Annotated in this window: 17 protein-coding genes and 3 pseudogenes; 9 read left to right on the top strand and 11 right to left on the bottom strand. The window is 44.9% G+C overall.

Annotated elements, in window-relative coordinates:
- Positions 1-2: 2 nt before the first annotated feature.
- From JCM11217_RS12525 to JCM11217_RS12505, 5 genes are read left to right on the top strand one after another with little or no spacing between them, the layout of a single operon-like run.
- Complete coding sequence (locus JCM11217_RS12525; RefSeq protein WP_243677968.1) at positions 3-173, top strand: hypothetical protein; 171 nt, start codon at positions 3-5, stop codon at positions 171-173.
- Between the two features lie 41 nt (positions 174-214).
- Positions 215-643 (top strand): MFS transporter, encoded by a 429-nt coding sequence (locus JCM11217_RS12520; protein WP_243677967.1) that lies wholly within the window; start codon positions 215-217, stop codon positions 641-643.
- Entirely contained in the window at positions 624-800 is a 177-nt protein-coding gene (locus JCM11217_RS12515) for a hypothetical protein (RefSeq protein ID WP_243677966.1), read from the top strand. Before JCM11217_RS12520 ends, JCM11217_RS12515 begins: the two co-directional genes overlap by 20 nt.
- Before the next feature lie 47 nt (positions 801-847).
- Positions 848-1,303, top strand: coding sequence for a hypothetical protein (locus JCM11217_RS12510; protein ID WP_243677965.1), 456 nt, complete (start codon positions 848-850; stop codon positions 1,301-1,303).
- Positions 1,269-1,430, top strand: coding sequence for a hypothetical protein (locus JCM11217_RS12505; RefSeq protein WP_243677964.1), 162 nt, complete (start codon positions 1,269-1,271; stop codon positions 1,428-1,430). The genes JCM11217_RS12510 and JCM11217_RS12505 overlap by 35 nt, the downstream gene beginning before the upstream one ends.
- 1 nt (position 1,431) lies before the next feature.
- On the opposite strand, the pseudogene JCM11217_RS01540 reads toward JCM11217_RS12505, so the two are convergent.
- From JCM11217_RS01540 to JCM11217_RS01525, 3 genes and pseudogenes are all read right to left on the bottom strand, one after another.
- A pseudogene (locus JCM11217_RS01540) lies at positions 1,432-2,146 on the bottom strand (DUF72 domain-containing protein).
- Positions 2,147-2,748: 602 nt separating this feature from the next.
- Entirely contained in the window at positions 2,749-3,435 is a 687-nt protein-coding gene (locus JCM11217_RS01530) for a hypothetical protein (RefSeq protein WP_243677963.1), read from the bottom strand.
- 140 nt (positions 3,436-3,575) lie between these two features.
- Positions 3,576-3,935, bottom strand: a complete 360-nt coding sequence (locus tag JCM11217_RS01525; protein ID WP_054841836.1) for a hypothetical protein — start codon at positions 3,933-3,935, stop codon at positions 3,576-3,578.
- 218 nt (positions 3,936-4,153) lie between these two features.
- On the opposite strand from JCM11217_RS01525, the gene JCM11217_RS01520 reads away from it, so the two are divergent.
- Positions 4,154-4,402 carry a hypothetical protein gene (locus tag JCM11217_RS01520; RefSeq protein ID WP_054841835.1) on the top strand — a complete coding sequence of 83 codons (249 nt, stop codon included), beginning with the start codon at positions 4,154-4,156 and terminating at the stop codon, positions 4,400-4,402.
- A gap of 12 nt (positions 4,403-4,414) precedes the next feature.
- Here JCM11217_RS01520 and JCM11217_RS01515 read toward each other — a convergent pair whose 3' ends face one another.
- The 3 genes from JCM11217_RS01515 to JCM11217_RS12495 are packed head-to-tail and all read right to left on the bottom strand — an operon-like array spanning position 4,415 to position 5,274.
- Positions 4,415-4,618, bottom strand: a complete 204-nt coding sequence (locus JCM11217_RS01515) for a hypothetical protein (RefSeq protein ID WP_054841834.1) — start codon at positions 4,616-4,618, stop codon at positions 4,415-4,417.
- A 59-nt stretch (positions 4,619-4,677) separates the two neighbouring features.
- Positions 4,678-4,863: a rhomboid family intramembrane serine protease gene (locus JCM11217_RS12500; RefSeq protein ID WP_243677962.1), complete on the bottom strand. Its 186-nt coding sequence runs from the start codon at positions 4,861-4,863 to the stop codon at positions 4,678-4,680.
- Between the two features lie 33 nt (positions 4,864-4,896).
- The gene (locus tag JCM11217_RS12495; protein WP_243677961.1) at positions 4,897-5,274 is read right to left on the bottom strand and encodes a rhomboid family intramembrane serine protease; all 378 of its coding nucleotides are present in this window, start codon (positions 5,272-5,274) and stop codon (positions 4,897-4,899) included.
- An 81-nt stretch (positions 5,275-5,355) separates the two neighbouring features.
- Between JCM11217_RS12495 and JCM11217_RS12490 the strand changes: the two genes are divergently transcribed.
- Positions 5,356-5,916, top strand: coding sequence for a radical SAM protein (locus JCM11217_RS12490; protein WP_243677960.1), 561 nt, complete (start codon positions 5,356-5,358; stop codon positions 5,914-5,916).
- A gap of 347 nt (positions 5,917-6,263) precedes the next feature.
- On the opposite strand, the gene JCM11217_RS12485 is transcribed toward JCM11217_RS12490, so the two are convergent.
- Together JCM11217_RS12485 and JCM11217_RS01495 are read right to left on the bottom strand one after the other, a co-directional pair.
- Complete coding sequence (locus JCM11217_RS12485) at positions 6,264-6,422, bottom strand: hypothetical protein (protein ID WP_243677959.1); 159 nt, start codon at positions 6,420-6,422, stop codon at positions 6,264-6,266.
- A gap of 121 nt (positions 6,423-6,543) precedes the next feature.
- Positions 6,544-7,122, bottom strand: coding sequence for an endonuclease (locus tag JCM11217_RS01495; protein WP_243677958.1), 579 nt, complete (start codon positions 7,120-7,122; stop codon positions 6,544-6,546).
- A gap of 65 nt (positions 7,123-7,187) precedes the next feature.
- Between JCM11217_RS01495 and JCM11217_RS01490 the strand changes: the two genes are divergently transcribed.
- Positions 7,188-8,006, top strand: a complete 819-nt coding sequence (locus tag JCM11217_RS01490; protein ID WP_054841833.1) for a 50S ribosomal protein L2 — start codon at positions 7,188-7,190, stop codon at positions 8,004-8,006.
- A gap of 2 nt (positions 8,007-8,008) precedes the next feature.
- On the opposite strand, the gene JCM11217_RS01485 is transcribed toward JCM11217_RS01490, so the two are convergent.
- Together JCM11217_RS01485 and fni are read right to left on the bottom strand one after the other, a co-directional pair.
- On the bottom strand, positions 8,009-8,431 hold the full coding sequence (locus JCM11217_RS01485) for a hypothetical protein (RefSeq protein WP_054841832.1): 423 nt from the start codon (positions 8,429-8,431) through the stop codon (positions 8,009-8,011).
- A 73-nt stretch (positions 8,432-8,504) separates the two neighbouring features.
- Positions 8,505-9,588, bottom strand: a pseudogene (gene fni, locus JCM11217_RS01480) (type 2 isopentenyl-diphosphate Delta-isomerase).
- A gap of 161 nt (positions 9,589-9,749) precedes the next feature.
- Between fni and JCM11217_RS12480 the strand changes: the two are divergent.
- On the top strand, positions 9,750-9,887 hold the full coding sequence (locus JCM11217_RS12480; protein ID WP_243677957.1) for a hypothetical protein: 138 nt from the start codon (positions 9,750-9,752) through the stop codon (positions 9,885-9,887).
- Between the two features lie 55 nt (positions 9,888-9,942).
- On the opposite strand, the pseudogene JCM11217_RS01475 reads toward JCM11217_RS12480, so the two are convergent.
- Positions 9,943-12,050 (bottom strand): annotated as a pseudogene (locus JCM11217_RS01475) (MFS transporter).
- Positions 12,051-12,113 lie beyond the last annotated feature (63 nt).

Here is a 12,113-nt window from a genome sequence, read left to right as displayed (position 1 = left end):
GGTTGGCCGGTCCGTTGCTCAGCGGTGATGAGAGTGTGGTCAGGGGGGGTAGGTGGAGGGAGCTTAGGAACTTATGGGCTGGTCCCTTCAGTGTTAGGTTGCTACTCCTAATGATCTTCATAGCCTCGATGATAATTGCTCGAATATACCACCTCTCTCAATATAATACATAGTATGAAATAGCTTAAATAGTCGATACGTACCTGATTAGCGTATGAGCATTCAGGGAAGCCTTGAGTCCATTAGGCGTAGGGCCATCATTAGTGCCTACCTTGGCTGGGTCATGGATGGTTATGACGCGCTCCTGGTCACGCCAATAATGCCATTACTCGGTGAATTATTCTTCCCTGGTTCATACTCCCTGCTTGGTGGCTTATCAACACTTGTGGCTACACTTATTGGTAGGCCGCTTGGCTCCGTAATCATGGGCTACGTAGGTGATAGATTTGGTAGGAGGATCGGACTATTAACGACGGTCCTCGGTTATAGCCTATCAGCACTAGTGATAGCGCTGTTGCCGACGTACGCGGTCATAGGCCTACTCGCACCAATGACCCTACTGGCGCTAAGGTTTCTGCAGGGAATATTCCTGGGCGGTGAGTGGGGGGGTCCTGGTACGGGCAATGATCATGGAGTGGAGTAGGTGGAGGAAGGAGGTAACCTCGGCGTTCATACAGAGTGGTTACCCAATAGGGGGGGTTGTCGTAGCAACTATCGTTAACGTACTATTCCTAACTTACATGGGTTCAACGCATTTAGTGCCTATGGTTGGAGGATATACATGGGCACGGGAGCCATAGTGGCGGTTCTAGCCCTTCATAATAAGGAGTAGCTCATTGAGTCGCCAATGTGGTCGAGACCCAGGGTGAACCCATTAACACTATTGTTTAGGTATGGTGGTGTTTGGCTTGGGTTTGGCGTATTATTTACGGGTGGGTTATTAACCATTTACTACTCCACATACCTAATATACTCAGACTTCCTAAAGGTAATTGGCATGGCAAATATAATACCTAGCGTCATGCTCATCTCGACTATAGCGGCAGTCATAGCGGTGCTCCTTGCAGGTCCATTGGCCCTGGCAATTAATTATAGGTGGTTCATAATAGGCACGTTAGTTGTGTCACTGGCTTACGCGCCAATTGCACTATTGCTGTATCCAAACTTCACAAACTTAGTGGTGTTGGCGTTTATCGAGAACTTCGCAATGGGACTCGTGCCATACGTACTAATCGATAAATTCGACGTTCAGTATAGGGCGAGTGGGCTTGGGGGGGTCTCCTATAATTGGGGGGCTTGTTGATTGGTGGTTGGGCGCCGATGATTGTTGGTTTGATAAGTCCCATGGGCTTGGGCATGGTGATTATGATGGCTGTCGGCGTAGCTTAACAATCACCGGACTGTTAATGCTGTCAAGGACTGGTAGGTAAATCACTCCCCCCCTATTAAGCTCCTTAGTATTTCCAGCATTTTCCTGGCATTTTCAAGCATCCAGTGGTCATTGTTGAAGAACACGTAGATTGCATTGGGATTAAGGGAAACGGCCTTAATCGCTAGGTCCCTAAGCTCATCCTCACCATAGTCATACATGTACCAATCAGTCCTACCGTGAAGTCTCAAATAAACAATGCCACTTGTGCTCCTGATCCACGTAACCCCCCCAGGCTCGTCAACAGACACTACGGTGATGCCTAAGTTCCTCAATTCATTAATGGCATCCTCACTATTAAACCAGCTATCGTGGCGAAACTCAATGGCAAGCCTAGGGCCAAGCCCTGTCTCTCTGGCGAACGTCCTTATTCTCTCCATGCTCTCATCATTATATGCGAAGGATGGAGGCATTTGAAATAGGTAAAAGTCTATGTATGGATCGAGCGGTTGAAACAACTCCCTGAACCTATGCCAAGCGCTCAAGGCATCCTCTGAGCCTCTTAACGTGGGTTATGTACCTATGAACCTTAACGGCCCACCTAAGGCCAGAGCCCTTCCTAGTCCAGGAAGTCACCTGGTTCCTAAATGGGAACCTATAGAAGGATGCGTTTAATTCAACGGCATTAAGTCCGGAGTTCCTTACGTACCAGTCAAAGGTTGAGTCCAGGTTCCAGTCATAGAGCCATCCCGACGTGCCAACAAAGACCTTAACCACGGAGTAATCATCACTAACGCCTTATAAAGCTACCACGCACTGAATTAATGAGTGATGATGGCTGTCGGGACACCAGATCGGTGATGACCACCTGGAGGGCTGATAATTAAGCCACAACGAGTAACTTGCCTTAGGATGCCAAGTAACGCCTTAAGTGCCATGTTCATGAGCGCACTGGAGGTTCTGAATTACGCTAAGGAGGAGCTTGATAAAGCCCTTAAGTTAAAGGGATATACTTCTATACAGAAATGCGGCGGATAGGGCATTCCTCGCATTAATAATAGCAATTAACGCATTCATTTACGGGAAGACTGGAACAATCCCTAAGAACTACAGTGAGCGCAGGAGAATTCTCATAGAGATTGGCCGCGAGGACTTAAGGGCCTTTATAGTGATTTAATGAGGACACTTCATGATGAGTCATTTTACGAAGGCGTTTATGAACCAGGCGAGGTTAGTTACGCCATTAATAAGATCGAGAACCTAATTAGAGAGCTAATGAGTGGGTAACGACTTAAGGATTAAGTACCCAGTACGTTGGTTTACTTTAGTGATTGGGTTGTGCCGCCACTGACCTGGTGATGATGGGGTCACGAATGACCTTAACCGCTCTCCCTGAAGTATATGTAGACGGTCTCGCTGAGGTAATTACAATTACTTAAGTCGTAAAATGTGCAATTAGACATTAGGTATATGTTCAGTGTTGGTTTCCAACCTGGTGGTTGAGCTACTGGTGGATATACGAATACGTATATATAATCATCATATAGATTATATACTGGTATGCATCCCATAGAGTCTACACGTATATTTATCGTTTTAGTCTGTAAAAAGCATGACGGATACACTATCTCCGCAAATCCGCTAGAATTAACCATTATGTACCATGTTAAGTCCCTAAGCTCTATCTCGATTACACCACCAGCATTGGGCATTATAACTGGGGAGCAAGTTTCTCCAAGAAGGAACATCAGTATAAAGACATTCTTAGGCTTATGAATTATGAAGGTATATTTTATATTTGAGTAGTACGGAATCTCCATATACACTATGGACCCCCCCTTATTAATGGTTATTGAATTGTTTCCCTGACGCAGAGTCATGTCAACATTAAATTCATTGGCAAACCACGAATTACTGCCGTTAGAGCATAATGGCATACTTGATTGAGGTACTTGTTGAGCCTCCGCTTGAATTCTAATGAGGTCAAGCAATTGTAGCGTCTTTGTTGGTATACCGTAGATGAGCATTAGTATGACCAGAATTACTGCCAATACAGCAACTGACATTATTGTAATGACTAATGGCTTATTCATACTCTATATTATACTCATACAACAATGTCTTTATATATGTTAATTAACCAGTTTTCGAGTTAGGATTATTTTAATTCATGGTGATTTTTAAGTTTCTATCCCTAACTAATTCATCAGCCACTGCCTAGCCTCATTAGTCTCAGCATTACGTATTGGTAATAACCAATTAGGTCTGTGGCGTTTGGCGATATTGCCAATGCACAGAACTTCTCCAGGTAGCCGGGTATACCAGTTGGGTATGAGTAGGTATGCACTGCCGTTAACTCCTTACTTGTTCTAGCGTAGTTTCCGGATATTCCTGTGACCACTGCGCCGCCGTATGGATTAATTATTTGTAGCGTCAGGTTCATGAAACCGTAGGAGTTGAGGTATTCGAGTACATCTGTCTTGTAGTCCATACCCGGCAATGAGTAGTGCTCATGCGCATCCATTCCCAGGTTAACTGTGCATATTGAATATACGCGGCTGAGCATGGGTATGAGGCTACCTGGCCGACTTCATAATAATTGATAAAGACCCACTAAGCATAAACGGTAAGGAATTAAGAAACATAAAGATAATAGAAACATACGTGGGAGGACAAAGAGTGCACCCATAACCTAATTAAAATACAGCCCTCCTTCAATTGCTTACTTAAGTCTGTTCAGTACCTCCCTGGTAGTGATTTATTAGCTTTGTTGGGAGTTAATCTATGGATGTCTCCATGTCTCTTAACGGCTCAAGGATTTGCTGGGGCGTCAAGGCTAAGAACTCGAGGAGACTTAAATGCGGCGAACCAGTCAATGATCCTAGAGTAATTGAGGAAGTCATGAAGCTGATTAACGAGTTCCTAAACCGAGTCAAGAAACACAAAAGCGTATTGCTTAGTAATGAGATGTTCTGTGGTATAACCGCATATGCATTATTTAATTGGTTTGGTATGGGAATACGGCATTTGTGAATACATGAATTACTATGGGCTTAACACTCGGTGGTAGTGGTTGGTATGCTCGAAGGAGTAAAAGCCGTTGTATGTAACGAACGGATCCTTACCGAGGGGTATCGTCATGTTGTAGATCCATGGGTGTTCCACCTGACTTGCACTGGCTGTTATTGTTATTGCCAGCAGGATTATTATTGATGCAAGTATTACGTATTTAAGGCCTATCCCTGGCATACTAATATACTAACTTAGTATATTATTAAGTATTATTGTTTCTATTCCAAGTAGATTCATTAATTAGCAAAGCCGAGGTACTTTACATAACTAAAACGCTGTTCTCTCTTCACGTATAAGTAACCAATTATTATGCCCACGATAAAGCCGAGCAAGTGACCTAGATATGCTATGCCGAAGGCGAAGGCCAGTGGTGATAGTAAGAATATTATCGCTATTATATTTATTGGATTTGCCAGTATCACGCCCCCTATGCGGCGTGGCTATTATGAAGCCGACTAAGCCAAATAACGCGCCTGAGGAGCCACCAACGAGGACTGGGGGGGTCCCCATTGCGTAGTAGAGTATTGGCGAGAGTGCTGAGCTACGCCACTGAGCATGAAGGTTAGCCAGAAGTTCCTGGTTCCGAACATTGTCTCGAAGTATGGCCCAATCATCCATAGGGTTAACATATCAAAGAGGTAGTCCGTATATGTTGGGTGTGCGAATATGGCTGTTAGGAAGCCCCCCCAGGGAGTTATTGGGGGCCATGTACTACCCAGCAATGCTACTACGGTTTCGTAGGTTGCCTGGTTAATGCCCATGGCTATGAATATGGGTATTGTAAATGCCGTTGAGACTATGAAGGCGATCAACGTGTTTCTGAATCTATACATCGTTCATTACGGTTCTAATTCATTAAAATGCTTAACGCACATGCATTTATAAGGGGGGGGTACGTTATAGCCTCCCGAGTAATGAGACGACTCAACATAGTGTTTGGGGGGGAGTTTGCGAAGGGATGTAGGCAGTGCCAACTGGGCATTAAAAGCGTGCTCTTCATAACTGGGATATGCCCACTTAATTGCTTCTACTGCCCAGTGAGTAGGGATAGGTTTGGCAGGGACGTTATGTTCATTAACGATAGACCAGTCAATAAGTTCCCTGATGATATAATTGATGAGTTGGATAGGGCTGGGTCAAATGGATTGGCGATCACGGGTGGTGATCCAATAATGGTTGTTGATAGGGTAGTTACGTTAGTGAAACTACTCAAGGACATTTATGGACAGGGCTTTCACATACACATGTATACCCACGCCCTAAACATTAATGAGGAGGCAATTAAGAAGTTGGCCGGCAGTGGTATTGATGAGGTCAGAATACACGCAATAAACCCGACCCAGTTAAATGGTAAGCTTGGTCTACTTAAGATACTTAAGGACGCGGGTATTGAGCTTGGCCTTGAGGTACCTGCCTGCCCAGGTTCGAGGATGATATTGTTAAGGTTGCTGAACTACTCATTAATAATGGCCTGATAAGCTTTGTGAACTTGAACGAACTTGACGTAAGCCCCGCAAACATAAGTAACTTGATAAGTATGGGCTATAAACCGGGGGCCCGACGGTAGCGTTATAGGCAGTATTGATGCCGGCGTTAAAATAGCCAGTGAGATTAGGAGGAGGTGGCCTTGGATAAACGTTAACGTATGTACATCCCGCTATAAGGACTTAGCCCAAATCGGCGCTAGGCTATTTAGGATTAATATGAGGGTTAGTGGTGGGAATGAGGTTGTGCTTGATGACGGTACTGTGGAGAGCAAGAGCGAGAGTGGCGTTGTCATTAAGCTGAGGATTGGCGGTAAGGAATACACAGTTGAGAGCAGTTAATGGCACTCATTTAGTAACTGAAGCTCTCTGACGAGTTCCTTCCAATCACTTAACTGCTTAATTAATTCATTCCTGCAGTAGATCTCTATCGAGGCTATCCCATACGCATCAATGATCTGGTGAGGCGGTGCTGGAAATGCCGAAGCCCAGGCCACGTAATTACCCTCAGGCTCAAGGCCCTAATCTCCTTCTCGAGGGCGATCATGTTCCTTGACTTCCTCAGCCTAATGATGACCCTAAGCCCCCCCTTGTTCCTAACCATAGTTAATACCTGCTCTATGTCCTTAATCGTGACCATGAATCAACCACCCTTAACAGGCTTAAATGTGAATGCCTTATAATAAGTGATAACCCCCCCTCAGAACTCACGAGCGCAAGGACCAACTGCGCACCCATACTCTCACTGTACTTCAGCACATTTAGTAATTCCATTACTTGTATGCCCAACCCCCCCTCAGTGACTATCTTAATCATGTACCTCGGGCTCGAATTCACCGGGCTCTTACCCTTATCCCACACCAGGAAGTCCACTGGGCCATTAACCACGGGCTTTATGAAGTAACCCCCCCTCTTCCTCATGTCCAGGTACACCGTTAAGGCGTGCGGATTCTTAACCTCCCTTATCAACTCATTCACACCAACCTCATTACCATCAATCATCACCCTGTACCCGATAATGGACAGGTACACAAGCTCAATGGGCCTTAGAACCATGGTCCCATCCCTCACATCGCCAATACCCTTCTCCTCAAATTCATGAACATCACCATTATTAATCTCTATAAGACTATACTCATCAGTCCCCCCCGCCTTCCTAACGACTATAGTCTTCTCCTGATTCTTCGAATTCCTCATCCTGCATTACCCATTAATGTAAATATTTAAAAACCCACTACCCATCACCATTAACGGGATTAACCGTGGGCAAGAGAATACTAGTGCAGAGACGAGGGAGAGGCGGTTCGCAGTTCAGAAGCCCAAGCTGGATTAGGGAGGGTCCCGTTAGGTATTTACCAATGAGTGATGCCGAGCTTAATAGCGTAATTAGGGGGGGCGTTGTTAAGGAGTTGATGCATGTGCCTGGTCTTAATGCTCCCGTAGCTAGGATAGTGCTTGAGGATGGTAGGGAATTCCTCAATTACGCGGCTGAGGGCATGTACGTTGGGCAGATCATAGAGATTGGCGCAGCGGCCAAGCCAACGCCAGGCAATATACTGCCGCTTGGCAAGATTCCTGAGGGCTCTATGATTTATAACATTGAGAAGAGGGTTAATGATGGTGGCAAATTCGTTAGGTCAGGCGGTACTTACGCCGTTGTTCTCATCCATAAGGATAGCACTACTGTTGTTCAATTACCCAGTGGTAAGGTTATGGAGATAGACTCGAGGGCCAGGGCAACGGTGGGCATAGTGGCTGGTGGTGGCAGGATTGAGAAGCCGATGGTTAAGGCTGGGGCCAAGTACTACAGGTCACTGGCTAAGTCCTGGAAGTACCCAACAGTTAGGGGTAAGGCAATGAATGCATATGCTCACCCACATGGTGGTGGTAGTCACCAGAAGGGTGAGACGCCGGTGCCAAGGACTGCACCGCCTGGTCAGAAGGTTGGTATAATAGCGCCAAGGTGTACTGGCAGGAGGTGTCCACAGATCGTGCCTAGGGGTAAGAGGGTCTGGGCATCTGGCTATTCGAAGAAGACGAGACTTAAGAATAAGAGGACAAGTGCTATGCCGTCAGAATAAGATCAGCCACCCTTATTCATTAATTCCCTGCACTTAGCCAGCTCGGTACTTAGTGCTGAATATTTATTGACGTCCTTGTATCTAATTTCTTCAAGATACCTTTTAACCCCATTTATTATGGTTCTAAGGATTTCACGCGATGAAAGGTAATTACCATACTTCTCCTGAACCCTACCAATAACGTCATCACAATTAACCACACCCTCATTTAGTAGGCCTATGACGTAGTTTATGGCATCCTCCATTATCTTCTTAATCTCGGTCCAGTGAACATCACCGGCCTTAGTGTGAACAAGGCCCTGGGCAGGTAGGTTTGGCGACCAGGTGTAACCACAGTCCAGGCACTTAAATGTCAATGTTTCCGAAACAACGATGGCTATCCTCCTTGAGCCGCATCTTGGGCATGAAATACCCTGAATAGACATAACTCATAGGTAAGTTAATTCATTATCTATAAAATGCTTATGCTCGCCCTCAGGAGCTACAGCAATAACTATATTATTCACTACGGTTAATGTGCCTGCATTGCACACCCCCCCTTTGGCTAAGCCAGGAGATTATCGTTGGGCCAAAAACAATGGGTGCCTTACTGAGGTCATTAATGCTCCTAGAACCGGTAAGGAACATGGCAATCCTAAACTCCCTCTGTAACTTACTAATGAACTTCCTGGTTTCATCATATCCCTTGAGTGCGGCAAGCAGGAGTGGTCTAGACATGGAGAAGGCATTAGCGCCAATGGCTATTGCCTTAGCGCCGTCAAGACCATTTCTAATACCGCCTGAGGCGATCACTATACCGTCATAGACACTCCTTACCTCACATATAGATAATGCAGTTGGTATTCCCCATCCACTGAATACATTGGCCTCATCAATAGTTCCAGCCTTATGCTCTCAATCCTTATGAATGACGTACCTCCAGTGCCAGCAACATCAATTGCATCAGGGCTTACCTTAGAAGCAAGTGCCTTTGCAACCTCCATGGATATTCCATTACCAACCTCCTTAACGATTAGCGGCCTATTAGCCACCTTCTTAATGAACCTAAGCTTATCAATGACGCCTCTAAACCAGGGCTCACCCTCAGGTTGAAAAACCTCCTGGGCAGGGTTCAAGTGTATGGCTATTGCGTCGGCATTAATCATGTCTATCGCCTGTGAGACCCAATCACTGAGAACCTTCTCATCAAGCCTAGAGACCTGTGGGGGGGCGCCTAGGTTGGCTATCTTAAGGGCCGTTGGGGGGGCATTCTCAGCAACGACCCTAAAGCTCCTAGCCGTCTCAGGCTTAACAATGGCGACTCTCTGGGAGCAACGTACATGCCAATACCAAACTCCTCAGCGCATCTAGCGAGTGTGGCATTAATTCTTTCAGCAGTCTCTGTACCGCCAGTCATTGCGCCAATAATGAATGGAAATGATAACTTCTTATTAAAAATCGTGATTTCCGTGTCGACATCATCAAGGTCGATCTCAGGCAATGCGATGTGTATGAGATGCACTTCATTAAATAGGTTGTTGCCCTCCTCAACATTTTGCTCCGATGCAATCCTAATATGATCATCCTTCCTGCTCTCAATCATTCAAACATGATTTGATCAACGAAATAAAAATTTATCCTAGGCTCTGTGTGATTTATAATCTATATAGTTATCAAGAGTTAATATATTGATTAAACCCATTTCACAATATAAATTTATTAACAGAGAAACTCTATCCTTGTTTCGGTGATAAGAAAATGTTCATGAGCAAAGAAGGATCAAAGAATAACCACGTGAATACCGAAAGGAGGATATACAGAGGCTATACGGCTGTTGAGTACCTAAGGGATGGTAGGGCTGTTTTGTGGAGTGGAAATAGGTCATACATACTATATCTATAAGTTTAAAAATTGAAAATTAGATCTTATTAAAATGATTAACTTACTTAAAATAATTTTACGTTTTACTTGAACCCCCCCTTATTTTAAACCAACCATTAATGACCTCACTTAGCCAATCTGGTATGTTTACGTACTTAATTAATGTCTCTAGAGCTGAATTGGTGATTTGGCAATTATCAATATTATTTACAAAGCTTATAAACCACTCAGGTAGTCCCGAGGTCACGGCTACGGCATAAACAAGCTCCCTACCAGTTATACTATTCAACACAGTTTCGCCAAGTTCCGTATTCATCAATAAATAGGCCGCATAGGCCTTTCTCAATATTGGATCTGATTTAATATCGATGTTGGCGGTATTGCTGGTATCACTAATGGGTTTATTATTTAATGGGTCGATGGTGTTTGCCTGCTCTATAACCTTCGTAGTGCCTTTCACGCTTACATGGGCAATCTCGGGGGGGATTTGGTTATGGTGAAATGCCTCCTTACCTCTTAGGTATGAGAATACGGCTGCTAGTAAGGCTAGTATCGCGGCTGCGTGGTACGCATAATAGAAGCCCACGGACATTGCAGGCGCTATTGCACTTGGGAAGAATGTTAACTTATCTATATTATAGAATACGTTGCTTGGTAGCGATATTCCAGCCTGCTGAATTAAGGTTTGTATTGGGTCGTAGCCCAGGAATGCAGCAAATAGCGCGTAGACGGGTGGTATTGATACCAATTTCTCCGCATCTGCTATGGGGACCCCCCCGGCGCTTAATAATGCCTTATATATCGATTGAGTCAGTACTGTCGAGGCTCCGGTTAAGATAAGCGTTAGGAATATCGCGAAGCTCATCAGTAATCCTATGTTTTGCATTGCTGACCTTAGTCCAGAGGCGGCTGACCTCTCCGTCGGTGGCACGGCACTTAGTATTGATACTAGGTTTGGCGACATGAAGAGCCCCGAACCAGAACCCATTAGTAGTAGTATTGCTGCAAACCATATGTAATTGAAGTTAGTTATCGGTAGTAATGTTAATAATTCAAAACTTACTGCAAGTAATACTGCACCTAATGTAGATACTACCCTGGCGCCAAACCTATTTAGCAGTTTACCGCCTATTGGTGCGAAGACCGCGTTGGTGATACTGCTTGGTATTAGGTATATACCAGCCCAAAGTGGTGTATCGGCGTATGGAATGCCGTGAAGCGGCAGGTAAATCGCCTGTAGGAGTAGTGATAGGACAAAGACGTTAGCTCCCTGCGCAAGAAATAGGAAGAGACTGCTCACTACGCCGTAGGTGAACTGCCTAATCCTGAATAGCCTAACCCTAAGCATTGGTTCGCTGACCCTGGACTCAATAACGAATAATAATGCAAATAAAGCGCCACCAACGCCGAGTAATACCCAAACCATTGGATTGCCCCCCAACCAAGTGATGAGCCTCCATAGGGCATCATAGACAGCATCAACCCCCCCATGAGTAATAATACTAATGATATTGTTAGTAATGACGCCCCCAACCCAATCAATCCTAGCCTTTACATACCCTGTGGGTAACCTATAGACACTCTTATATGCCCATACAATGCTGATAACGCCTATTGGTACGTTGAATAGAAATACCCACCTCCAATCAATAGTTGCTAATAATCCGCCAATTACCAGCCTAATATACTACCGGCACTGAATGATATACCAACGATTCCCTGAGCCACGCCCCCCCTACGCTCTGGCGGAAAGACATCAGTTATTATAGCGGCGCTATTTCCGAACATCATTGATCCACCTAAGCCTTGCACGAATCTATAAATGACCATTTGAATCCCGGCAATGGCTCCATAACCTGGCGTTAATCCCAGTAGTAACGATGCTGTGGTGAATACGACATCGCCTATCGTGAATACTCTACCCCCCCTGCCATACATGTCAGATAACCTGCCAATGAGCGCCACGGTTATTGCCATTATCAATGGATATGCAAACATTATCCAAGCCATTATCATGAAGCCTATTGATGAATTAATGCTTAGCCCAATACCCCTGAGTATTGCAGGTAATGCAATAACGACTGATGAGATATTTATTGATCCAAGCAACGCCCCAAGAAATGCATTTATCAATACAGCCCTTCTCTGACCCTCACTTATTGATACCCACAATTCCCTCTGCATACGATTATGGCATTCGGAAGCCCAGCATTTATAAAACCTTCTTTGTTAGTGATATCGGCTATT

It is taken from the genome of Vulcanisaeta distributa JCM 11217 (assembly GCF_001316005.1).
Taxonomy (GTDB): Archaea; Thermoproteota; Thermoprotei; order Thermoproteales; family Thermocladiaceae; genus Vulcanisaeta; species Vulcanisaeta distributa_B.
The sequence above is the reverse complement of the archived record's forward strand: the minus strand, read 5'-3'. Positions and strand labels throughout refer to the sequence as shown.